Origin of the sequence: Fictibacillus nanhaiensis (genome assembly GCF_049537595.1) — a bacterium.
Taxonomy (GTDB): domain Bacteria; phylum Bacillota; class Bacilli; order Bacillales; family Fictibacillaceae; genus Fictibacillus; species Fictibacillus nanhaiensis_F.
This window is the reverse complement of the sequence record NZ_JBMULM010000001.1, coordinates 305,643-327,934: the sequence shown is the minus strand read 5'-3', so window position 1 is coordinate 327,934 and position 22,292 is coordinate 305,643. Positions and strand designations below refer to the sequence as shown.

The window sequence follows — 22,292 nt, the reverse complement described above, 5'->3', positions numbered from 1 at the left end:
TAGTCCATGCTTTACACCTCTTATTTTAAGATTCCTTTTTCTTCAAAATACTTTTTAGCGCCGGGATGGAAGTCGATCCCCATTCCTTCTACTGCATTCTCTGCAGAGATTAGCTCTCCTTTTGCATGACTGATCTTATCCGTGTTTTCAAAGATTGCTTTTGTGATCGCATATACAGCATCGTCTTCCATATCTTTACGAACAGTCAGCATCGAAAGTACGGCTACCGTTTTTACATCTGCTTCAATCTTATAAGTACCACTCTTAACGGTATCTTCAATGTAATACGGATGAGCTTCGATCAGCTCTTTAATCTTGTCATCTGCAATCGGTACGATCGTTACAGGATTCGTAGCTGACAATGCATCAACAGCACCTGTAGGGGTTCCTGCTGTGATAAATGCTGCTTGAATGTTCTTATCTTGAATTCCTTCAGTAGACTCATCGAACGACAGATGCTGCGCATCGATGTCATCCATTGTCAGGCCATGAATCTTTAGAATTTGTTCAGCATTTGCGAACGTTCCACTACCCGGCGCTCCAACAGAAACTTTCTTGCCTTTCAGATCTTCAACACTCTTAATTCCGCTTTCTTTTAACGTTACGATCTGAATCGTTTCAGGATATAATGTCCCGATCCCCGTTACTTGATCAACTTTTTCTTTGAACATTTCTTTGCCTTCAACTGCATAGCTAGCGATATCTGTTTGTGTGAACGCTACATCAGCATCACCATCTTGAAGCAGCTGCATGTTCTCAACAGATGCACCTGAAGCTTGAGAGTTTGCTTCAACATCTAACTCATCTTTCACAATTTTAGCCATCTCTCCGCCAAGTGGATAATATGTACCGCCTGTCCCGCCTGTTACAATACTGATCTGATCAAGATTTAAAGAAGCACTCTTGTCACCTGTTTCTTTCTTTTCAGATGGAGTCTCGATCTTCTGACCACATGCTGCTAGTGAAAAGGCAAGAATCAGTATAAATAATAACGCAATCCCCTTTTTCATGTTTGTCCTCCTCTTGGAATAATTTGGTCCATTCTTAAATTTTAGCATAAGCTTCGCTAAAATTGCAGAATAATTATAATTTTTAGATATATAATTTAGACATAAAAAAAGAGCGACCGAAGTCACTCTTTCTCTTCCTATTATTAGCTTACGAATGCACGTAGCATCCAATTATGTTTAGCAAGGCTTTCACGAACGGATAATAACATATCGTGCGTTACTTCATCTCCTTCACGCTCGGTTACTTCCATTCCTTCTTTAATCTCAGCGATGAGAAGTTCGAAATCGTGAATAACGTTTTGAACCATAACTTCTGCTGATTCGTTAGATTTTGCTTCTTCTACTGTAGCCAACTCTAAATATTCTTTCATCGTAGCAACCGGAGTCCCTTTTAGAACGAGCAGTCGCTCAGCCAATTCGTCAATGTTCGTAACGGCTTCGTTGTACAGTTCTTCAAACTTTTCATGAAGTGTGAAAAAGTGAGGTCCTTTTACATACCAGTGATAGTTATGAAGTTTTACAAACAATACATTCCAGTTCGCTACTTGGCGATTTAGTACTTCTTGAATGGTATTCATATAAACATCTCCTTATTTTGTTTCTTCGTTTAACACACGGTTCAAACGTTTCTTAAGCATGTCCATTCCGCTTCCTCCAGCTTGGAAGTGACGAAGCTTTCCTTCTTTATCAAACACATAGTACGCTGGTACGTATTTGTTTTCGAATGCATCAGTTAATTTGTGCTCGCTATCTACATAGATCGGCTGAGTAATATCATGCCCGATCGCCATCTGTTCGATGACACTCATATCTAAATCATTTTCTGAGCGAGGCATATGAACAGCCACTACGTTTAGATCATCTTCATATTCATCACGAAGCTCGTTAACATCTGGCATCGCTTCTTTACACAATCCGCAGCTTACGGACCAGAAGTGGATTAAGGTTGCTTTTTCTCCAACCAACTCTTCTTTTGTTACTTGTTCATTCAACCAAGTTGTAGCACCATCAAGTTCAGGCATTTGTTCACGTAGTTTCATCTATTATTCCTCCAGAATTTAAACAATTTTTGATTTCACAATAGTAGTTTTGAAAGTGGTTGATTTCTGTTACAGGAGCTCGCTTTCCGGGGGGCGTGCGGTGAGCCTCTTAGCGCTCTGCGCTGTTAAGAGTCTCACCTGTCCCGCTGATCCTCCAGGAGTCTCGCTCCTTACACTCCAATCAACTTTTCAATGAGGTAATATACTCCAAGCAACTACCTTCTTAGAGAATCCTTTAATTAAAGTGTCTTTTGCCCTGGCTTCCAGTTTGCTGGGCAAAGTCCGCCCGTTTGTAGAGCTTGAAGTACACGCAGTGTCTCATCAGCATCACGGCCGATATTGTTGTGGAAGACTACTTGATACATCATCTCACCCTCAGGATTGATAATGAACATGCCACGAAGTGCAACGCCTTCCTCTTCGATCAGTACTCCATAATCACGTGATACACGGTGATTCGTGTCTGCTGCTAGAGGATAATTAAGTTCACCGAGTCCGTTTTCATCGCGACTTGTGTTGATCCATGCTAAATGGGTATGAACCGTGTCTGTTGAAACCCCGATTACTTCCGCATCTAAGTCTTCAAATTCACGATATCTATCTGATAACGCAGTGATTTCAGTCGGACATACGAAAGTGAAATCCATTGGATAGAAGAAAAGAACCGTCCATTTTCCATCTTCCATGTTTTTTTCTAAACTTACTTTTTTCGTTTCTTTATTAGGCATGATCGCTTCCATCTCAAAGCGGGGTGCTTGTTTGCCTACCATACGTTCTGCCATTTGAAATTCACTCCTTATATTTTAAATGATAATGAATATCATTATCATGTCGTTTATAATCTTTATTATACTCACTTCTATTTTGAAGTCAATACTAATTTATAATAATTATTAATAAGGAACAAGTATTATGCTCATCCGTAGAAAAAAACAAAAAAAGCCTTACTCCAATGTTAGGAGTAAGACTATGCATTATCTTCTTTATGCTGGTGGATCTGGCTAGTTATGATTTGTTTGTTTTTCATTAGGATCGGTATACAAGCTACAAATAGCGCTAGGCCGATCGCAATTGCAAGGATTGTTCCATTCCCTTTAATAAAGCTATCACCTAACAAGTTGTATGCGAGTGTTCCTGGTAAAACGCCAAGCATCGTAGCTAAAATATATGACCGAAGTTTAAGCTTAGAGATCCCAGCCACATAGCTTACAACATCAAAATTCAATACTGGAATGATTCTCAATAAAAAGATATAAAGGAACCCTTTTTCCTTTAACTGATTCTGCCATTTCTCAATTCTTGAAGGTGAATCTGCTTTTTGTTTGATCCATCTCGCTCCAAGATGCTTAGCGATGTAGAACGATAAAATCGCACCAATCGTCGCTGAGAATACGGTATAAACCGTTCCCCATACTACTCCGAATGCTAAACCGCCTGCGAGTGAAAGAACAGAGATTGGAAATAAAGTAAAGGGTCGAATTACATTTACGATGATATAAACGATTGGAGCGACCATCCCAAAGGATAATACCCAATCACGCATAGATATGGGGGTTATTTTAAAGACAAAATGGTTGAGAGCAAATAGAAACAAAACAATCAATAAGATTACAGTAATCTTCATCAAAGTGCTTCTTTTCATATAACCCCCCTCTTTGCCGTTTTTTCTTACTTTTAATATTCCTGATTTTGAGTGTTTATAAACGTTAGCGCTGTTTGGCTTTTATCATGATTCCGTTACCTGAAGGGTCTTTTAACAAAATGTTTTCCGATTCTATATGATATGGAACTTGCTCACGTTCTAGAGCACTTAAAACTTTTTTGACTTCTGACTTCGTTGGAACAATGATTTCATAATGAAGAAGTCCTGTTACATCATCTCGGTTTGACTCGCCATCTATCCCGTTCCAAATATTCACGGCAATATGGTGATGATATCCTCCCGCTGAGATAAATAGAGCATGGTTCCCCATCCTTGTCTGTTCTTCAAAGCCTAATACGTTCATATAGAAGTTTTCAGCTTGAGCGATATTTAATACATTCAGATGCACATGGCCCATGACCGTGTTTTCTGGCAGACGACTCCACGTCTTTATATCTCTTTCCGCTAAAAGACTTTGTACATCTTAATGGTTCGCTGACGGCTGGCAGTTTTCCTCTTTCATCTCGCACCCAATCTTTACGATCAACATCTCTGTAAATTTCGATTCCATTGTTCTCAGGGTCTTGTAAATAGATCGCTTCGCTAAATCTATGGTTCGACGCTCCTAACAATGGTGTGTTTGTTTCAATAAAGTGATACAGCACATTCGCAAGATCTTTTCTACTTGGTACAAGTAAAGCCAAGTGATATAGACCTGCGCTTTTCATTGGTCGCTGTTGAAGCTCAGGATTACCTTCTAAAATAAGGAGTGGCGTTTTCCCATCAGCTGTTAATTTCACGCTAGTTTGTCGTTTTGATAAAATTTGAAGACCGATCGTTTCTGTATAAAAAGTAACAAGCTTCTCCAGATTCTTAACTTGTAAAGTTACACTTCCTATATGAGTTTCTTTATGAATAGGCATCATCTTTCGTCCTTCTTTACTATATAATAGCGAACACGATAAATGTTATAGATTATTTAATTACTTTATGTAAGTTATTATAAAATAGTTATTAACAAACTTCAACCAGAAAAAAGATGCAAAGAAAAAGAGGCTGATAACCTCAGCCTCCAATATAGGACATTTCTATTTTTTTTCTTTCACTTATTCCTTGTTCTTTTCTTTCATCTGAATATCGATCAGAACGATTTCCCCATACTTCAACAATGCGATTGAAAATCTCCCTGTCAGAAGCACCAGCTCGTACAAATTCTTTTAGGTCAGTCCCTTTCCCTGTAAAAAGACATGTGTAGACTTTTCCATCCGCCGACAATCTCGCTCTTGTACAAGTCGAACAAAACGTATCGCTGATTGAAGAAATAATACCAATCTCGCCTTGACCGTCAGCATATTGATAGCGTTTGGCAACTTCTCCATAATATGTTCGATCAACCGGTTTCAACGGCATCTCCGAATCAATCATCTTTATGATCTCATTCTTTGACACGACTTCGTCCCAGTTCCAACCGTTTGAGGTGCCGACGTCCATATATTCAATGAATCGCAATACATATGGAGTGTTTTTAAAATAACGGGCCATAGGAAGAATTTCTTTGTCATTGATCCCCTTTTTGACCATCATATTTATTTTGACAGCAAGACCCGCTTCATGTGCAGCTTCTATTCCTTTCAATACAGGAGAAACCCCTACACCTCGTCCGTTAATATAGCCGAATAAATCGTTATCAAGCGTATCCAAACTCACGGTTACTCTGTCCATACCTGCTTGCTTTAAAGAAACCGCCATCTTTGGAAGGAATACGCCATTAGTCGTTAATGCGATATCTTTGATTCCATCTATTGCTCGTAGACGCTTCAACAGATTCGGAAGATTTTTACGAAGTAAAGGTTCACCGCCAGTAATTCGAATTTTTTCCACGCCTGCTTTTGCAAACTGTGAGGCAATACGTACGATCTCATCGAAAGATAATAACTCGGTTGGTGTTAAGAATGGATAATCTGGTCCGAAAATTTCTTTAGGCATACAATAGGTACACCGAAAATTACATTGATCAGTTACCGAAATCCGCAGGTCCTGAAGGGGACGATGCAAACGATCAGTGATTCCATTACCTACATTCATATCATCACATCATTTGTTTTAGTATTTTTATCAATGTACCACGAATAAAAGGAAGTTAAAACCAGAACCACTTACAAAATGGTTCTTCTTTAAAAAGAAAGAGATTAGTTCATAATCACTATTTGAACTTTTAAATAGATCATTATTACCAATTTTTTTGCATCTTACTTCGCTATTCCTTATTCTATAGGCTTTTAATGATCATACCGAATATTTAATCATTTCCTTTTTCTTGTTGCACTTGTTTATTGGTTAGTAAAATGTTACGATAAATAAGAATTATTTTTGTTCGATTGTACAGGTAAACCTATTATCTTGATATTTTTGAGCAGAGATAGTATTATTGTGCGGTTTGGCACGACAGGAGGCAACAAAAATGGAACAAGGTAAAGTTAAATGGTTTAACGCAGAAAAAGGTTTCGGATTCATCGAGCGCGAAGGTGGAGACGATGTATTCGTACACTTCTCAGCTATCCAAGCTGATGGTTTCAAATCATTAGACGAAGGTCAAGACGTAACGTTCGAAGTTGAACAAGGACAACGCGGACCTCAAGCTACTAACGTACGTAAAGCATAATAACCCAATAGATAAACAGGACTCTTGCAAAAGAGGCCTGTTTTTTTTATGACCTCAACTTTCCTTCATTCTAAACATTTCATAGTTTTAAAAATTTTTCAGTAAATTCAAACATGTATTAATTATTTTTGTTAAAATACATTTAACGTCTTAAATAATTAGGAGTTCAAAATGGATCTTCACTTGAAGCAGAAACAAGATCAGATTGAAATCGGAACACGAATTGCTGAAAATGCTCCTCAAATTGCAGAGAAGATCATAACTAACATACAAAATAGCAACGCATATGTTTCACTTCAACAAAATGCTCCCCTGAATGAGTACGAGGAACTTCAACAATCTATTATGTTCATTCGTTTAATTGGTGATGCCGTATCTGGAAAAGTATCGGATTCAAAGGAAACGATTTTCGAATGGGGAGAACATATAGGCATGCTCGCTGTTCATTCTGGCCAGCCGCTCGATACAACACTTGAGAGTACATCTTTCTATCGGGAAGTGATTTGGGATTTTATAAAAGAAGAGGGTTCACTGCAATCGATGTCTTTGGATTCCGTATTGCATATTTCAATGACGATCAATCCGATGATCGATTACGCGGTACAAGCGTTCAGTAAGTCATATGTGAAGAGTTACCGAGAGATGAGTGAACAGTTCCATCTATCTCTTCAAGAACTATCTGTTCCTGTTGTACCTCTCTTTCCTGGAGTAGCCGTTCTGCCCATCGTCGGCGATATTGATACGAACCGTGCAAAGCTCTTACTCGAAGCTACGCTGCAACAGTGTTTAGATCATGAAATTACTTCTTTAGTTATCGACCTATCCGGTGTGAGTTACATTGACACAATGGTTGCTCACCGACTTTTTCAGCTTGTCTCAACATTGAAACTTTTAGGGGTTAAAACAACACTAACAGGTTTAAGTCCTGAGATTGCACAAACATCTGTTAGCTTGAATCTGGATTTTGATGAAATCACTTTAAAAGGAAACCTGCTTCAAGCATTAGCTGACTTTGGATATGGTAAATTGGATCAAAAAAATAAACCCAACAAAAAGAACAGACTCTGATTTAGGGTCTGTTTTAATCGTTTTTAGGAGTTGCCACGTTTTAATTCCTCTAACTCTTGGAGAAGTGATTCTACCATATCATCACATTTTTTCAGCTCATTATTAAGCATACTGATGGTCTCTTCTTCCCAAGAAAAAGGATCTCCGTTTTCTGGTGTAACTGGAATGTCTTGATAGATATCTCCTTTTTCTCGCTCATCAGGCTGAAAATATATGGCTATTTCACAGGTTGGGCTTCCAAGAGCGATTCTTTGACGCAGCGAAACTTTTCCATAACCGAAGTTTCGTGCTGCTATTCCTCCAAGTACACTGGATGTCATTTTGCATAAGTGCGGTGCATCCTTAACAAATTCCCCGAAAGGACACTCTTTTGCACGAACTATTACATGGTCAGGATATACACTGACAATCTCAAAATGCCCGCCGATGGAATTTTTTAAATCCACGATAACATGAACGTATTGATCAACGGTCCAGTCCAATGGAACATCATAGAATCTCTCTATCCATTCACCGGTACGCAGACCGAGCTGCTCGATATATAGTTCCGCAGCGGGACCAATTGATTTTTTATGAATGTGGGCATATTGAGTAATGAGTTTTGCTAAAAAAGTGTGTCCATTCAATTCACCTTTTGAAAGGTTCATAATGCATCTACCCTTTCTATTGAATTACATGCTGTATCATTTATTTTGGCAAGATATGGACAACACTCTTTGGATACCCGAATGAGATTGTTTAAAACATTATTTTACTCATCGAAAAAAATATTTTACTCTTTAAGTTTTCTAGCACTCTTTTATACTAAAAACTTTATACTTAGGGAGACTGTTCCTGTCAGAAACGGTTTTCATTCAATTAAGTTTAAGTTAAAATTAAATATAATCAACTTAGTTAAACATAGCTTAAATAAAGGAGATAACGATGAACTTAGAACAAATGAAATACATTGTAGAAGTGGCCAAAGAAAGTTCGATTACGAAGGCGGCAGACAAACTTCATCTATCTCCTTCAGCGATATCACAATCGATCACTCAGCTCGAAAGAGAGTTTGGTGTAACTATTTTCACTCGATCTAGACAAGGTACTATTCCTACTAGTGATGGGAAATTTATCGTGTCCAAAGCTTACGAGATTCTTAAAAAAATGCAAGAGCTTCATGAAGAGTTATCCGATAAACAGCATGCCAAAAAACATGTGTTAAGAGTGGGATGTGCACCAGCACTGATGTACATCGTGTACGATGCTTTTTTGTTATTTCATGAGCAATTTCCTGAAACGAACGTGATGATTCGAGAGATCGATCAAGATCATATATTAGAGGAAATGAAAAACGGAAATATTGATATTGGTTTAAGTCCTTTTACAGATTATGAAGTATCCAACCTTCAACATGAAAAAGGAGTGGACTATGAATTGTTGTATACAGGACACGTGTGCATTTGTGCAGGCAAGAAATCTTCGTTGTACTACAAAGATTTTCTTTCGCCAGATGAGTTGAGCGATGAAAAACTGGTGATTTATAATTCTAAAGGAGGTATAACATTCAACGATAAATACGTAAAGAACGAACAGATTCTATTCTCATCCAATAATATTGAAGTCATGCGTTCTGCGATCTTGGATGGATATGCTTTTTCTTTTGTTTTTAACTTCACCTTCAAAAACAATGTCGATGTTAAGAACGGCAACTTAGCCATCATCCCGTTCAAGCAGCCTGATTTAATCTATCAAGACTTTTGGACATTATATCCTTTAACAAAAGGTCTTTCTGTAGAAGCGAAAGAATTTAAAGAAAAAGTAAAGTATCTTTTAAATCAGTAGTTTTGATCTCTTATTTAACAGATGGATTCTCCATTATTCTTTTTTGATAAAGATAGATCAGTTTGTCCAGCTTTTGACTCTGTTTGACGAGATCAGCATCTGAAAAATCATTGGAACTTGGTTTAAGATCATACATTTCTTGACGACAGATTTTAATTTCTTGCAATAATATATTTAGATCAACATCCATGAATGATTTCCCTTTCTATCAACAAACTACTTCCAAATAAATGGATATGCATTTATCATAGTTGTTCTTTGTTTTTATGTAAATTTAGAAATAGTTAAAGACCACTAATCTATTCTTAAGGCTCTTGTGTGTTATATAGGAAGCTCATTTCTAAATGATCGTTGCTTTTGACGTAATATTTAAAAAACATCATTGATAAGTTGATTGGAGTGTAAGGTGCTTGCCTGCCACCTGAAGTACATCTCGCAAGGCATGCGACGAGGAAGCTTACTCCTCTAGCATTAACTTGTAGACGCAGGAGCAAGGAGCATAAAGGCGGGACAGGTGAGCCACCTAATGGTGCAAGGCACTAGGTGGCTCACCGCACGCCCCTCGGAAAGCGAGCACCTGAAACGGAGATCGACTACTTTCAAGAGCAACAATATATTCGAAAAGAGAAGTTCCATTCAAGCATTGGGCTTCTCTTTTTTTTTTTTTGCACGGCCCTGTATATTTTTTCTTCTACCTAGTTACAGGAATAAACACCTCATTCAATGGACATACCTAGTAAAAAAGAGGGAGGTCTGTTGCCTTGAAAAAAGAAGGAAATCCACATATAGACCACTCCCCATTATTAAGCAACAATCTTTCTAGCAATCTGGAAGGGATTCAAACTACGCTCGGTCCAACGCCAGATTTAAAAATGCTACAGTACGAGATCAGAAATACGCCTTTAACTATTCTGTATATGGCAGATTTAGTTGATTCAGATAAGCTGCAGAACATCTTAAAATCAATTAAGTATATAAAATACGCACCACCTGTGGATGCATCGTTGTTTGAGCAAATGTATTCTGATATCTATCTAATCGCTCAAACCGCTAAAATATCAAAAATGAATGATGTGATCAACCACCTATTAAACGGCAAAACCATTATCTTAATGGATTCCATAAATGAAGGTTTTAGTGTGGATACGTATGGCGGTAAAGTTCGAGCAATAGAGGAGCCACAAACAGAATCTCTTATCCGTGGTCCTAAAGTAAGTTTCACAGAAGAGATCGGTGTCAACATCGCGATGATTCGTAGACAGATCACAGATGAGAACTTCAAGATAGAAACTTTTGTGATCGGTGAACGAGGGAAGAAAAAAGTAGCGTTATTGTATATTGGTGATGTAATCAATCCTGCAATCGTAGATGAAGCAAGACATCGTTTACAACATATAAGCATTGATGCACCTATCGACTCTGGCATTATCGAACAATCGATAGAAGACAACTTTATGTCTCCCTTTCCGCAGTTTATTAGCACGGAGCGTCCTGATAAAGTTGCACTTTCTCTTTTGCAAGGAAGATTAGCGATTATTCCTGATCAGACAGCAAACGCATTGATCGCACCTATTTCAATCCTGGATACGGTTCAGTCACCTGAAGATTACTATGAAAGGTGGCATATCGGTTCACTGCTGCGCATGCTTCGTGCACTCGCCGTTTTTATCTCATTATTTCTTCCATCCTTTTATATAGCCCTTGTTTCTTTTCATCAAGGTTTGATTCCGTCACGTCTTGCTTTTTCGATAGCCGCTTCGCGTGAGGGTGTTCCATTTCCCGCATTTGTTGAAGCTCTGATGATGGCAATCACGATGGAACTTCTACGGGAAGCAGGACTGCGCCTTCCGAAACCCATCGGACAAACGATCGGTATCGTAGGAGGAATCGTAATTGGAGAAGCTGCTGTTCAAGCTGGAATTGTCAGTACCGTCATGGTGATCGTAATTGCTATCACAGCGATCGCTTCTTTTACATTGCCAGTCTACAGCATGGGTGTAACTTATAGAATTCTCTTGTTCAGCTTCATTTTTGCTGCCGGCATGATGGGACTCTATGGGATCTCACTCGCTTTTATCGTACTTGTCATCCATATAGTCAATCTGACCAGTCTAGGTATTCCATACGCTGCACCTCTTGCACCTATCTTTATCAACGACTGGAAAGAGCTATTCGTACGCTTGCCCATCTCATTTATTAAAAAAAGACCTGTTTTCTTAGATCCTGTAGATGAAGTCCGTTCAGAGAAAGAGGAATAAACTGTGAGCAAAGTCAAATACACCGACCGTTCTATCAGTGCTAAAGAATTAATGTACGCAGTTGCTTCCATGGTAATTGGTGTAGGTATCTTTAATCTGCCTCGCTATATCACGACCGTAACGAACGGCATCGATGGTGTAATCAGTATTTTATTAATGGGAGGTATCGTGCTTTCTATCGTATGGATCATGGGCCAGTTTATTCGAATGTATCCTGGTAAAGGAATCTATGAAATTTTGTTAGCGATCATACCAAAACCGATTGCCTTCCTTTTAATTACTATTTATGGTGTATTTTTCGCTTTACTTGCAGCCTATGAAATAAGAGCTATCGCAGAGATCACAAAAAAATATCTGCTGCCCAACACTAGCTCTGATAGTTTAAGCCTACTCTTCCTGCTTGTTACCGTATATGCGCTTTTTGGTTCTCGTACAGCACTCATCCGGATAAACTCCATGTTCTTACCTATCGTATTAATCGTGTCATTATTATTAGTCGTCCTAAATATCCGGATCATGCATCTGGATAACTTTTATCCACTGCTCACCACAGATTTGCAAGGCTATGGATCAGGTATGATCAATATTTTCTTTTCGTTCACGGGAATCTCAATTATCCTAAGCTACTCTTACCTCGTTAATGAACCAGAAAAAGCTTCGTCTGCTGCTGTGAAAGGTGTATTTATCTCAATTATCATCTACACGATGGTTTTTGTTTCATGTGTTGCCGTCTTTTCTAATCTAGGCACTGATTTTTTAGAGAATCCAACGATCGAGTTAGGTAAGGAAATAGAGCTTCCTGGCGGATTTTTTGAAAGATTCGAATCCGTCTATTTTACGATATGGATCATGACGATCTTTAATACAACATCGATGTCTATCGATTCTTCACTTATCGTCTTAGAATCTTTATTTAAAAAAACGAAGAAAGAAACGCTTATCGTCATCCTGTCTCCTATCGTTTTCTTTGTGTCCATGGTTCCGGTAGGCATGGAAGGAATGGAAGCAATGGGAACATTCATTGGACGACTCAGCTTAACATTGATTGCTGTTGTCCCAGTACCTCTTTATATTATTGCTAAGATAAGAGGAGTGAAAAAATGAAAAAACGTTGTTATATCTTATCATTACTCCTAATTACTAGCTTGTTACAAGGATGCGGAGCACGTGAGATCGAAAAAAAGGCCTTTGTGATTGGTGTGGGAATCGATCAGGTAGACTCAGATGACGATACGAGTCAGCCCGTGATGAATGGTACTTTTCAAGTTGCTGTTCCAAGGTCACTAAAGCCCGAGGTAACGAACGAAAAAGCGTATCAAAACTTTCAAGACAAAGGTCACGATCTATCTGAACAGATTTCAAGAATTGCTCAATACTCTAACAAAGAATTATATTTTGCTCACAATCAGATTATTTTGGTTTCGGATAAGGTAGCCAAACAGCCACAAAGAATGGAGCGTCTGCTTGATTTTTTTGTCAGGCATGAAGATATTAGACGAAGTGTTCGTGTCTTCATTACAAAGGGAAATACAAAGCGCTACCTAAACGTTGAGAATAACGAAAAACTGCCTTCAATCTATATCGATACGCTATCTGCTAATGTACAGAATCATTCACGTGCTGCGAGTATTAAGAGGTTAGGAGACCTTCAGGAAGATCTCCTAGCTCATCGTTCATTTGTCCTGCCAGTGCTGAATTATAAAAGCACTGAAGAGATCAAGATTGGCGGTGCCGCCATCATAAAAGGAGAATCGAGCAGATTAGCACATATCCTAAATGAAAAGGATACAGAAGCTATGAACATTTTGAAGGGTGAATTTCAAAAAGGTATGCTTTTTTTCGAGTTAGATGATGATCTATACATCTATAAAATTGATAGATCGAAAAGCAAAATCAAACTCGTTCCAACAGCAAATGGACAACTTACATTCACAATAACTGTCAGCGTAGAAGGAGAAATTCAAGAAGTCAATAAGAAGATGGATACACGTACTATTTCAGCAAAACGTGCGAAAAAAGAAGTAGAGAAACAGATTGCTATGAAAACCGAACAATTCATTAAGACATTGCAGACACAGTATAAAACCGATGTTCTTGGCCTTGGTGTCTACATGGAAAAGCATCATCATAAAGAATGGCTAAAGCTCAAAAAGAATTGGGAAACTGGTGAAAATCACTTTAGCCAAGTGAAGATAAACACACACATCCATACCACGATTAGCTCAGCAGGAGGTCTAAGATAAGTGATGTTCGAGATGAATGAATTATTAGCTCGCATTCTTACTTGGCGATTTATCTTTTTCACCGTGCTTTCCTTCTTATTTCCGTTCACTTACATCACACTGTATAAGTTGCTTCAAAAAAGAGGAATGCCACTATGGAAAAAGGAGACTCGCACTACTTCAAAAAAATAAACAATAAGTAAAGTTGTCGCTATGATGTTCCTCAATCAGAATATTATCTACTCATAACGTTTTACCACGTAAGCATAAGGTAATTCTTAGAGTATAAATGAAAGGGGGGATATCATGGATACGGTATTGTATTTCATCTATACAGCAGCTTACCTCGTTTTACTTATTATGTGCATCAACTTCGGCAACAGTTGGGATACTTCTTCCCTACTCTATTTGGTCGTATTCGGACTTGTATTTGATAACGGACTCATCGCCGTAGGAAGATATTTAGGAGAAGGCCCTCTTTTAGAGAACTTGAGCTATTTACGATTTTGGTTTCATGCGTTCTTCACCCCTACGCTCGTTCTATTTTCATGGAGTGTTTTAAACAGAGCTGGGATTAAGTTCGCCGAGCGAAAAGCTGTATACATAGGAGCTCTTCTCTACACGGTTGCTCTTATCATAATGGAAATTGTAACAGAAACATACGGGATAAAGATCGTTCCTGAGAGAGAACATGGATTACTTCGTTATGTTTCAGCAGAACCCTCATCAGGTCCTCCTCTCATGGTCCTTTTTGTTTCTATTGCTTTAATCACTGCAGGAGCGATCCTTTGGAAAAAAACGGGCTGGAAGTGGATGTTGATTGGTTCCGTTGTGATGACAGTCGGAAGCGCGGTCCCTATTTCAATTGAAAGTGCTGCTGTCACGAACGGATTTGAGTTATTTCTGATAGTTACACTTGTTGCAACGAAGATCCACCAAGACCGTAAAATGAAAGGTGCTTAAGATGAAACGACTAATCAAGAAAGCTTTTCTTGTAATAGCAGTACTATTTGTATGCGCCTTGATCGGATTTTTTGTGTGGACTCAACAGACATATGAACCTACTAAAGAACTGTTGAGGAGTGTTGGTGACATTGAGCGTGAAGACGATTGGGTGACGTTCCAGCCTAGCGGGACTAATAAAGAGGTAGGCATTGTCCTCTATCCCGGAGCAAAAGTTGAACCAGAAGCTTATGGTTATCTCGGAAAATCATTATCAGAATCTGGATACACCGTCGGAATCCCGAAATTCAACCTCAACCTTGCCATGCTTGAGACAAATAAAGCAGAAGAATGGATCAAGCAAAATCCATCTATTAAGAAGTGGTTTATTGGCGGGCACTCTTTAGGAGGAGTAAGCGCTGCTTCATTTGCAAATGAAAATCCCGATGTGATTAATGGTGTTATTCTGCTTGCCTCTTATCCTGCAAGTGGTGATGACTTTTCAAACAAAGACACACCGATTCTATCTATTTACGCAGAAAAAGATGGGCTAACGACTAGGGATAAGATTGAGGAAACGAAAAGCCTGTTGTCACGTGAGACTGTTCTATTTGAGATCAAAGGTGGAAATCATGCTCAATTCGGAATGTATGGAGAGCAAAAAGGTGATAATCAAGCAGACATTTCTGCTAAATCACAGCAGGATATTGTTTCTGAAGAGATCATTAAGTGGTTAGATAATCAATAACATATAAACAAAAAAACTCACTATTTTTGTGAGTTTTTTTACATTAATACAGCAAGTAATATGGGCAGAGTGATCAGTGAAAAAAGTGTACTCACTAACGTTGCGCTCGAAACAAAATCTGGCTCCGTTCCAAACTGTAACGCATACATCGTTGTGTTTGCTGCTGAAGGCATTGCCGCCATAAGAATCATAATCGCTGCAAGCATATCATCAACAGGAAGAATCAACGTGATACAAAATGCGATCAGAGGTGACACCGCTAATTTTAATAGCAACGAATACGTTAACTTCTCTACTTGTACATGGCGCAATGATATCTTCGCTAGCTGCATACCAAGTATGATCATAATGGTTGGTATCGCAGAGTTTGCTACAAGATCAAGAGCTTCTGACACAGAACCTTTTATCGGTATATGTAACTGTTGAAAGACTACACCCGCTATCGCTCCGTATACGATCGGCATCCGTCGCACTGCTCTTAATGCTGAAGAGATTCCATCGTTCTCCGGACTGCCTTTTGCTGCATAATAGACTCCTACTGTACACATGACTAACTGCTGGATAACCATAAGAACAACCGCATAATCTAACCCTGCTGCCCCAAACGCGAACAGCGCGACTGGAGTACCATAGTTCCCATTATTCATAAACGCAGAAGCTAAAATGACACCGCATGTTTCCCGCATATTGTATCTTTTAAAATAACTGATCACGTACACGAGACCGATCAAAGTGAAACATAGTATGAGCGTATAGATGAGCATATATCCATACGTTTTCGTAAAAGTAGTTTCATAAAACGTTCGAAATACAAGAAAAGGAGACATCAGATAAAGTGCCATCTTGGAAAGTGTTTGTGTTTCGAAACCTAACGTTTTTTGACCGATAAATCCGATTCCAAAGATCGCAAATACCGGAAGAATGATGCTCAGCAGCTCTATCATGTCTTACCCCTTCTTTCTGTTAACTACAACGGAAAAAGGCTGACCAAGTAAGATCAGCACTTTTTTCTCGCTACAAATTTAAAACAATGATTCGTTCTTCAGTCATCTCTTCAATCGCATAGTGTGGGCCTTCTTTTCCTGTACCGCTCTGCTTTACGCCACCATATGGCATGTGGTCCACTCGGTAGGCTGAAGCATCGTTTACGATAAGTCCGCCCACTTCAATCTCTTTCGCCGCTTTCATAGCGAATGCAAGATCATTTGTGAAAAGACCTGCTTGCAATCCATAATCCGAGTCATTCACTTGTTCGATCACTTCGTCTATCGTAGCATATGTGTCTATCCCAACAACAGGACCAAACACTTCTTGTTTGCAAACTTTCATTTCTCTTTTAACATCTGAGAGTATCGTAGGCTCGTAAAATGCTCCATTACGTCTACCACCCGTTACAATAGTTGCTCCGTCAGACACTGCTTCGTTCACCCACTCTTCAACACGCTCTGCTTCAGCCTGTCGGATCATCGGGCCAATATCTGTTGTTTCGTCCAGGGGATCACCAGTTTGAAGCTGTTCTGTTTTATCTTTTAATAATTGAATAAAAGGCGATTTTACATCTTGATGAACATATACACGCTGAACAGAAATACAAACTTGACCTGCATTATTAAAACTTTTGTTCGCTATGAGTGCTGCAGCCTTATCAAGGTCAGCATCTTTATGAACGATCGTTGCGGAGTTATTTCCCAACTCCAGTGACACTTTACGAAGTCCTGCCTTTTGCCTGATAATTTCACCGACTCTTGGACTTCCAGTAAAAGTAAACATCTTAACATCTTGATTTTCTAGCAGCCATCCGCCTACTTCTGCACCATCACCTGTAATGACTTGCAGTCTGCCATCAGGTAAGCCAGCTTCCTTAAATACCTTTGCCAACATAAGGGCACATAACGGGGTAACTTCAGCGGGTTTTAACACGACCGCATTTCCTGCTGCCAGCGCTGGACCAATCTTATGACAAACAAGGTTCAGAGGCACATTAAATGGTGTAATTGCCGCAATAACACCAACTGGTACTCTTAATGTAAAAGCCATTCGATTTTCAGAGCCTGGTGCGGATTCTACAGGTACACCCTCGCCGTGAATACGCTTTGCTTCTTCAGCTGAGATTTCAAGTGTTTGCGCAGCTCGTTCTACTTCTACTCGTGAATCACGAATCGGCTTACCTACTTCAGCGACTAACACACTAGCAAACGCTTCTTTTTTCTCCAATAACAGTTTCGCAGCCTTCATAAGCACAAGGTAACGGTCATAGGCAGAAAAGGATTCTTTAAATGCACTCTTTGCTCCGTCCACTGCTTCATCTACATCTTTTTTTTCGGAACGAGCAATTGTTGCTTCCACTTTCTGCGTATATTTATTGATTACTTCCATGACTTCCGTTTTTTCTTTCCATGTACCGTTAATCCATAGCCCGTACGATTGATCTTTTGTTTTAATCATCACAAATCATCACTCCCTATTTTATAACGTTACGACCTTTTCGCGCGTTGTAAATTCGTTTGCTTTGCCAGCACTTCCGAATAAACGTATTTTCTCCTGTACTTTCTCCTTCATGACTTGACGGCCTTTACCAAGTGAAACGGCAAGATGATACTCTTCTGGATTTTCCTGAAGGACTTGCTGCATTCCTTTTGTGAAGGATTGTCTAAGCTCTGTATCCACATTAATCTTTGCGATACCGAGTGAAACAGCTTTTGTAATCTGCTCATCTGGCACGTCAGATCCGCCATGAAGAACAATCGGACGGTTAACCGCTGCTGAGATTTCTTTTAATCGATCAAATGCCAGTTTCGGCGGATTTTTATAGATGCCGTGTGCTGTTCCGATTGAAACGGCAAGATAGTCAACATCCGTTGCTTCAACAAACGCCACTGCTTCTTCGGTTGCTGTAATCATTGCGTCTTCTTCAGCAACCGTAATGTCATCTTCCGTTCCGCCAATCTTACCAATCTCACCCTCAGAACCGATTCCAAGAGCACGTGAAGCGTCTACTACTTTTCGTGTAATGTAAGTATTCTCTTCAAATGAAAGAGCCGATCCATCGAACATGACGGATTGAAAACCAAGCTGGATCGCTTTCATTGTCTGCTCATATTCTCTGCTGTGATCCAGATGGATACTAACAGGAACGGATATGTTTTTCATGAAAACATCAATCATTGCCTTCATCGGTTCAAGTCCGATCGTGTTGATTACTTTTTGCCCTACTTGAATCATGATTGGTGCTTGTTCTTGTTCAGCAGCTTCTAATATTGCAAGAATAGTTTCTGCGTTATGTGCACTAAATGCCCCAACTGCATATTTATTTTCGTAAGCATGTGTTAACAGTTCTTTTCCTGAAATATATCCCATTGTATTACCTCCGAATGTTTTAATTAACGTCTTAGTTCAATGTCATAGTGGTATTGGTCACTTCTATACCTTGTTTTTGTATACTCGATCGGCTTGTCGTTCAAACCGAAACTCAATCTTGTCATTTCTAAAAGAGCTTCTCCTGCACGAATGCCGAGCACATCTGCTTCGGCCATCGTTGCATTAATCGCTGAAATCTTTTCTTCTGCCCGCTTTAATAAGATATTGTCTTCCTCAAGAATCGAATAAAACTTAGCCGTATCCAGATCATGCTTCATCAATAACTTGCCGATCGATTCAGGCCAGCAAGATCTTTCAAGTGCAATCGGTACATTGTTAGCAAATCGGATGCGTTCAATCACTAAAACCTTCTCATCTTCATTTAATCCTAGCTTCGTTTTTTCGAGAAACAAAGAATCACTGAACTCAGCACGCAGAACTTTAGAGTGCGGAACTTGTCCTTTTTCCATTACTTCTTCAGCAAATCCTTTTAATCTTCTTAGTGAGCCAACAAGCTGTTGCGGCTTGACAACCGTTCCTTTTCCTTGTTGTTTTTCTAGAAGACCGTCAGCCACAAGCATATTAATCGCTTGACGGATGGTCGTGCGGCTCACTCCGAATTGCTTCATAAGTTCTTGTTCTGTTGGAATGAGCTGGCTTGGACGCCAAATTTGTTGTTGTATTTTTTCTATTAGATGATCTTTTACTTGCAGATATAGTGCTGTATTATTGCTTTTCATTAAGAATTCTCCTCTTTCTCACAGTGGGATAAGGCTGTAGATCTTCCCCTGCGAGAGGTCGGAGCCATTTGTAATAGGCTTCCGGTTCATCAATAAATGCATCAGGCAGGAAACGTTCCCCGCCCTGCGCAACAACTTGCAGAGGACAGCTATTCATACTAAAAGTATAATCTATATTTGCCGATCGTTGTATGGTAACCATTCTCCCCGTCTCACCATGTAATACAAGTCTTGCAGCTTCTCGTCCCACTTCAAAAGCTTCCAATTGATCTTGCATTGAAATAACAGCTGATGAGCTGCGCTGATTCATACCAAGAATCTCAGCTCTAGCCATCACACCAAGTTCTGTTTTGGCCATTTTCTCAAGCACACCAGAAATACCGCCAAGAATCGTTCTGCCTTGAACATTCGCTTTCTCGACCTGATCGGAAAAGGAATTGATTTTACATCCTTCGGCAACAACAATCGTTGCATATCCAAAAGATCCAACAGCATCGCTAACTCTTGCTAAAAAGTGTTCAGGCTCAATGATCCGTTCAGGAACATAAACCAAGTGAGGCCCATCTTCTTCTCCATTTCTCAAAAGACCGCTTGCAGCAGCGAGCCACCCTGAGTTACGCCCCATTGTTTCTAGTATTCTTACTTGCTCAAAATTCTGCATGGCACATAGATCTCTGCTAATATCTCTGACGGCTGTTGTCACATAACGCGCGGCACTTCCAAAGCCAGGCGCATGGTCCGTTTCAGCTAGATCATTATCAACCGTCTTCGGTATACCGATGACTTGAAGATCATAGTGAATGTGACGCGCTTCCTCAGCCAGCTTATGAAGAGCTGCCATCGTACCATTGCCGCCAATAAAAACAAGAGTATCAATACCGTGCTTTTTTAGATGCAAAAGGGATTTTTGAATTTTTTCAGTTGTAAATTCATAACGTCCTGAACCGAGGCATGCTCCGTTTACAAATTGATGTGATTTGATCCATTCTAAAAGTTCAGCATCCAGCTTTTCGATGTTGTTTTCATATAATCCTTGATAACCGTTATAAACACCAAATAACTCTACTTCTTGTTGGAGCGTTTCTACAAAACCTACTAAACTGGCATTGATGACGGCTGTTGGACCTCCAGCCTGCCCAATTGCTACTCTCTTTGCCATCTAAGTTCGCTCCCTTCCTATAGGTACACCTCAGTAGGAATGTTAAGTTGCTTGCCTAGTTGCAATAGATCATCAGCAACATCTGCATACACGACAGCAAAGTGAGGTTCATAGCCACTTTCCATAAGAGCACTTACAGTTTCTGAAACATTTCCGTTTAATCTCACTTCAACAGAGGTACCTGAAAACGGCTGTGGAACATCGAGCGCTTCACCTTTCATCACTAGAAGGCGATACCCATCTGGCGTATACCCCAGTCTGAAGATCGTTACTTCTCCAGCTTTTAATCCAAAGTCCATCGTAAAGCCCATTTTACGGTTAGGATGTACACCTGATTGCGCGCCTGTTGACGGACTTGCAAGAGAATAAGCACCTGCTCCACAATGCCAGAAAACAACTGAATTATTTGGCTCATTCACATGAACTAGATCTCCGAGATACGGAGCGTTTCCTCCACTTAGTTCTTGTAGGATGAACATCGAAACCGCACCGTGAATATCTGACTCACAGGAAGATACCACTCCATCTTCGGTAAACTGAGAGAGCGTTGAACACGCAGCTGCTCCTAACTCATTAAAGAATTCCGGCCAGCATCTTACAGCGAGTGCTGCAATATCTTCTTGTTCAATATACTTTTTCACATACGTGGAAAACTGCGCAAACTTCTTTACCGTTTCATCAGATCGATTCAATCCGATGACTTGCTGTTCAGCTCGATCAATAGCACCTGCCCATTCTTCCTCTGGCAGCTCTACACATTCTTGAAACGCTTTTAACAGATCCATCTTTTTAAGGGTTACTCCCAGTTTTTGATGAAGAAGCTCTTCATCTGTGTCTGAGAAGAAGAAACCAGGCGGATGTTCTCCAATCACTCCAATTTTTAGCTGTTTCAGCTTATTCATCAAACCATTCACTCTGATTTGGCGTGAAAGCTGCTGTTGAAGCTGTTCTTCGTCTGGGTTACCAAGTACGAATGTAAAAGGATGACGATGATGCATGAGAACATTACTCGTACTGTTTCCTCCAGTTAATGAATTAAGTCGCAGTCTTCCGCCTACACTTGGTTCTCTTACAGACCATACAACAACAGGTTCGTTTCGATATTGAAGGACCTTCGCGATAAACTCACCATCTGCAAACGTAACGCTTTGATAGATGATAGAATCAATGTTCTTATTTGTTAACGTTTCAAGGAATTGCTCGAGATCTTCCACAGATGTCAGAATTTCTTCTGGTTCATAAACAGTGTGGTACGTCTTGTTAACCCATTCAGAGCTTTGTTCACGGTATTGCTCACCAGCTTCTAGATCAAATGTTTTTCTGCCAATCGGGATATATACGATTGATGGCGTTTGCATAGTTGTCCACATCCTTCATTTTGTTCTTTCTACATGACTTTTTTCGCATACATTGTTGCTCTTCGAAAGTAGTTGATTTCCGCTCCAGGTTGCTCGCTTTCCACGGGGCGTGCGGTGAGCCTCCTGTCTAGTTGCAGTGACTAGCTTCTCGAGGTCAAAAGTTAAACAGTCAAGAAGGCAAAGTGCGCCTTCCTAGCCAATTCAACTTTTGCTTGTCGAGGCTAAACGAGTCACTTCCACTTTTAGGACTGCCGCTTTGCGC

24 protein-coding genes are annotated in these 22,292 nt (G+C 39.7%); 8 read left to right on the top strand and 16 right to left on the bottom strand.

Annotated features, from left to right (window positions below; translation table 11 throughout):
• Window positions 1–20: 20 nt before the first annotated feature.
• The 8 genes from ACOZ9X_RS01475 to moaA form a co-directional block, all read right to left on the bottom strand.
• The gene (locus ACOZ9X_RS01475; RefSeq protein WP_423416728.1) at window positions 21–1,010 is read right to left on the bottom strand and encodes a TAXI family TRAP transporter solute-binding subunit; all 990 of its coding nucleotides are present in this window, start codon (window positions 1,008–1,010) and stop codon (window positions 21–23) included.
• 143 nt (window positions 1,011–1,153) lie between these two features.
• Window positions 1,154–1,588, bottom strand: a complete 435-nt coding sequence (locus tag ACOZ9X_RS01470) for a Dps family protein (protein ID WP_423416727.1) — start codon at window positions 1,586–1,588, stop codon at window positions 1,154–1,156.
• Window positions 1,589–1,600: 12 nt separating this feature from the next.
• Window positions 1,601–2,050, bottom strand: coding sequence for a TlpA family protein disulfide reductase (locus ACOZ9X_RS01465; protein WP_423416726.1), 450 nt, complete (start codon window positions 2,048–2,050; stop codon window positions 1,601–1,603).
• Window positions 2,051–2,289: 239 nt separating this feature from the next.
• Window positions 2,290–2,832: a peroxiredoxin gene (locus tag ACOZ9X_RS01460; RefSeq protein WP_423416725.1), complete on the bottom strand. Its 543-nt coding sequence runs from the start codon at window positions 2,830–2,832 to the stop codon at window positions 2,290–2,292.
• Between the two features lie 185 nt (window positions 2,833–3,017).
• Entirely contained in the window at window positions 3,018–3,692 is a 675-nt protein-coding gene (locus ACOZ9X_RS01455) for a TVP38/TMEM64 family protein (RefSeq protein ID WP_423416724.1), read from the bottom strand.
• A 64-nt stretch (window positions 3,693–3,756) separates the two neighbouring features.
• Window positions 3,757–4,056 (bottom strand): hypothetical protein, encoded by a 300-nt coding sequence (locus tag ACOZ9X_RS01450; protein ID WP_423416723.1) that lies wholly within the window; start codon window positions 4,054–4,056, stop codon window positions 3,757–3,759.
• A gap of 10 nt (window positions 4,057–4,066) precedes the next feature.
• The gene (locus ACOZ9X_RS01445) at window positions 4,067–4,618 is read right to left on the bottom strand and encodes a VOC family protein (protein WP_423416722.1); all 552 of its coding nucleotides are present in this window, start codon (window positions 4,616–4,618) and stop codon (window positions 4,067–4,069) included.
• A 139-nt stretch (window positions 4,619–4,757) separates the two neighbouring features.
• Window positions 4,758–5,777: a GTP 3',8-cyclase MoaA gene (gene moaA / locus ACOZ9X_RS01440; protein ID WP_423416721.1), complete on the bottom strand. Its 1,020-nt coding sequence runs from the start codon at window positions 5,775–5,777 to the stop codon at window positions 4,758–4,760.
• A gap of 376 nt (window positions 5,778–6,153) precedes the next feature.
• Between moaA and ACOZ9X_RS01435 the strand changes: the two genes are divergently transcribed.
• Entirely contained in the window at window positions 6,154–6,354 is a 201-nt protein-coding gene (locus ACOZ9X_RS01435; protein WP_066397748.1) for a cold-shock protein, read from the top strand.
• A gap of 171 nt (window positions 6,355–6,525) precedes the next feature.
• Window positions 6,526–7,422, top strand: coding sequence for an STAS domain-containing protein (locus tag ACOZ9X_RS01430; RefSeq protein WP_423416720.1), 897 nt, complete (start codon window positions 6,526–6,528; stop codon window positions 7,420–7,422).
• Window positions 7,423–7,445: 23 nt separating this feature from the next.
• On the opposite strand, the gene ACOZ9X_RS01425 is transcribed toward ACOZ9X_RS01430, so the two are convergent.
• Window positions 7,446–8,069: a methanogen output domain 1-containing protein gene (locus ACOZ9X_RS01425; RefSeq protein WP_423416719.1), complete on the bottom strand. Its 624-nt coding sequence runs from the start codon at window positions 8,067–8,069 to the stop codon at window positions 7,446–7,448.
• Window positions 8,070–8,346: 277 nt separating this feature from the next.
• On the opposite strand from ACOZ9X_RS01425, the gene ACOZ9X_RS01420 reads away from it, so the two are divergent.
• Complete coding sequence (locus tag ACOZ9X_RS01420; protein ID WP_423416718.1) at window positions 8,347–9,246, top strand: LysR family transcriptional regulator; 900 nt, start codon at window positions 8,347–8,349, stop codon at window positions 9,244–9,246.
• Window positions 9,247–9,256: 10 nt separating this feature from the next.
• Here ACOZ9X_RS01420 and ACOZ9X_RS01415 read toward each other — a convergent pair whose 3' ends face one another.
• A complete protein-coding gene (locus ACOZ9X_RS01415) occupies window positions 9,257–9,436 on the bottom strand; it encodes a Spo0E family sporulation regulatory protein-aspartic acid phosphatase (RefSeq protein ID WP_423416717.1) in 180 nt (59 codons plus the stop codon).
• Window positions 9,437–10,007: 571 nt separating this feature from the next.
• Here ACOZ9X_RS01415 and ACOZ9X_RS01410 point away from each other — a divergent pair.
• From ACOZ9X_RS01410 to ACOZ9X_RS01390, 5 genes are all read left to right on the top strand, one after another.
• The gene (locus ACOZ9X_RS01410; RefSeq protein ID WP_423416716.1) at window positions 10,008–11,504 is read left to right on the top strand and encodes a spore germination protein; all 1,497 of its coding nucleotides are present in this window, start codon (window positions 10,008–10,010) and stop codon (window positions 11,502–11,504) included.
• A gap of 3 nt (window positions 11,505–11,507) precedes the next feature.
• Entirely contained in the window at window positions 11,508–12,608 is a 1,101-nt protein-coding gene (locus ACOZ9X_RS01405) for a GerAB/ArcD/ProY family transporter (RefSeq protein WP_423416715.1), read from the top strand.
• Window positions 12,605–13,747, top strand: a complete 1,143-nt coding sequence (locus tag ACOZ9X_RS01400; RefSeq protein ID WP_423416714.1) for a Ger(x)C family spore germination protein — start codon at window positions 12,605–12,607, stop codon at window positions 13,745–13,747. The genes ACOZ9X_RS01405 and ACOZ9X_RS01400 overlap by 4 nt, the downstream gene beginning before the upstream one ends.
• Window positions 13,748–14,032: 285 nt before the next feature.
• A complete protein-coding gene (locus ACOZ9X_RS01395; RefSeq protein WP_423416713.1) occupies window positions 14,033–14,689 on the top strand; it encodes a hypothetical protein in 657 nt (218 codons plus the stop codon).
• Between the two features lies 1 nt (window position 14,690).
• Complete coding sequence (locus tag ACOZ9X_RS01390; RefSeq protein WP_423416712.1) at window positions 14,691–15,416, top strand: alpha/beta hydrolase; 726 nt, start codon at window positions 14,691–14,693, stop codon at window positions 15,414–15,416.
• 38 nt (window positions 15,417–15,454) lie between these two features.
• Here ACOZ9X_RS01390 and ACOZ9X_RS01385 read toward each other — a convergent pair whose 3' ends face one another.
• From ACOZ9X_RS01385 to sftI, 6 genes are all read right to left on the bottom strand, one after another.
• Window positions 15,455–16,357, bottom strand: a complete 903-nt coding sequence (locus ACOZ9X_RS01385) for an AEC family transporter (protein WP_423418201.1) — start codon at window positions 16,355–16,357, stop codon at window positions 15,455–15,457.
• Window positions 16,358–16,430: 73 nt separating this feature from the next.
• Entirely contained in the window at window positions 16,431–17,861 is a 1,431-nt protein-coding gene (locus ACOZ9X_RS01380; RefSeq protein WP_423418200.1) for an aldehyde dehydrogenase family protein, read from the bottom strand.
• 21 nt (window positions 17,862–17,882) lie between these two features.
• Complete coding sequence (locus tag ACOZ9X_RS01375; RefSeq protein ID WP_423416711.1) at window positions 17,883–18,773, bottom strand: class II fructose-bisphosphate aldolase; 891 nt, start codon at window positions 18,771–18,773, stop codon at window positions 17,883–17,885.
• A 23-nt stretch (window positions 18,774–18,796) separates the two neighbouring features.
• Window positions 18,797–19,513: a GntR family transcriptional regulator gene (locus ACOZ9X_RS01370; protein ID WP_423416710.1), complete on the bottom strand. Its 717-nt coding sequence runs from the start codon at window positions 19,511–19,513 to the stop codon at window positions 18,797–18,799.
• The gene (locus ACOZ9X_RS01365; RefSeq protein WP_423416709.1) at window positions 19,500–20,672 is read right to left on the bottom strand and encodes a diphosphate--fructose-6-phosphate 1-phosphotransferase; all 1,173 of its coding nucleotides are present in this window, start codon (window positions 20,670–20,672) and stop codon (window positions 19,500–19,502) included. The genes ACOZ9X_RS01370 and ACOZ9X_RS01365 overlap by 14 nt, the downstream gene beginning before the upstream one ends.
• A 17-nt stretch (window positions 20,673–20,689) precedes the next feature.
• Window positions 20,690–22,030: a sulfoquinovose isomerase gene (gene sftI / locus ACOZ9X_RS01360; protein WP_423416708.1), complete on the bottom strand. Its 1,341-nt coding sequence runs from the start codon at window positions 22,028–22,030 to the stop codon at window positions 20,690–20,692.
• Window positions 22,031–22,292: the final 262 nt, after the last annotated feature.

Bases quoted from the DNA above. Each gene is read 5' to 3' on its own strand.
- ACOZ9X_RS01380 (WP_423418200.1), bottom strand. From the start codon at position 17,861: ATGATTAAAACAAAAGATCAATCGTACGGGCTATGGATTAACGGTACA.
- sftI (WP_423416708.1), bottom strand. From the start codon at position 22,030: ATGCAAACGCCATCAATCGTATATATCCCGATTGGCAGAAAAACATTT.
- ACOZ9X_RS01395 (WP_423416713.1), top strand. From the start codon at position 14,033: ATGGATACGGTATTGTATTTCATCTATACAGCAGCTTACCTCGTTTTA.
- ACOZ9X_RS01450 (WP_423416723.1), bottom strand. From the start codon at position 4,056: ATGAACGTATTAGGCTTTGAAGAACAGACAAGGATGGGGAACCATGCT.
- ACOZ9X_RS01375 (WP_423416711.1), bottom strand. From the start codon at position 18,773: ATGGGATATATTTCAGGAAAAGAACTGTTAACACATGCTTACGAAAAT.
- ACOZ9X_RS01430 (WP_423416720.1), top strand. From the start codon at position 6,526: ATGGATCTTCACTTGAAGCAGAAACAAGATCAGATTGAAATCGGAACA.
- ACOZ9X_RS01475 (WP_423416728.1), bottom strand. From the start codon at position 1,010: ATGAAAAAGGGGATTGCGTTATTATTTATACTGATTCTTGCCTTTTCA.
- ACOZ9X_RS01470 (WP_423416727.1), bottom strand. From the start codon at position 1,588: ATGAATACCATTCAAGAAGTACTAAATCGCCAAGTAGCGAACTGGAAT.
- ACOZ9X_RS01365 (WP_423416709.1), bottom strand. From the start codon at position 20,672: ATGGCAAAGAGAGTAGCAATTGGGCAGGCTGGAGGTCCAACAGCCGTC.
- ACOZ9X_RS01420 (WP_423416718.1), top strand. From the start codon at position 8,347: ATGAACTTAGAACAAATGAAATACATTGTAGAAGTGGCCAAAGAAAGT.
- ACOZ9X_RS01390 (WP_423416712.1), top strand. From the start codon at position 14,691: ATGAAACGACTAATCAAGAAAGCTTTTCTTGTAATAGCAGTACTATTT.
- ACOZ9X_RS01465 (WP_423416726.1), bottom strand. From the start codon at position 2,050: ATGAAACTACGTGAACAAATGCCTGAACTTGATGGTGCTACAACTTGG.
- ACOZ9X_RS01400 (WP_423416714.1), top strand. From the start codon at position 12,605: ATGAAAAAACGTTGTTATATCTTATCATTACTCCTAATTACTAGCTTG.
- ACOZ9X_RS01425 (WP_423416719.1), bottom strand. From the start codon at position 8,069: ATGAACCTTTCAAAAGGTGAATTGAATGGACACACTTTTTTAGCAAAA.
- ACOZ9X_RS01415 (WP_423416717.1), bottom strand. From the start codon at position 9,436: ATGGATGTTGATCTAAATATATTATTGCAAGAAATTAAAATCTGTCGT.
- ACOZ9X_RS01445 (WP_423416722.1), bottom strand. From the start codon at position 4,618: ATGATGCCTATTCATAAAGAAACTCATATAGGAAGTGTAACTTTACAA.
- moaA (WP_423416721.1), bottom strand. From the start codon at position 5,777: ATGAATGTAGGTAATGGAATCACTGATCGTTTGCATCGTCCCCTTCAG.
- ACOZ9X_RS01455 (WP_423416724.1), bottom strand. From the start codon at position 3,692: ATGAAAAGAAGCACTTTGATGAAGATTACTGTAATCTTATTGATTGTT.
- ACOZ9X_RS01370 (WP_423416710.1), bottom strand. From the start codon at position 19,513: ATGAAAAGCAATAATACAGCACTATATCTGCAAGTAAAAGATCATCTA.
- ACOZ9X_RS01435 (WP_066397748.1), top strand. From the start codon at position 6,154: ATGGAACAAGGTAAAGTTAAATGGTTTAACGCAGAAAAAGGTTTCGGA.
- ACOZ9X_RS01460 (WP_423416725.1), bottom strand. From the start codon at position 2,832: ATGGCAGAACGTATGGTAGGCAAACAAGCACCCCGCTTTGAGATGGAA.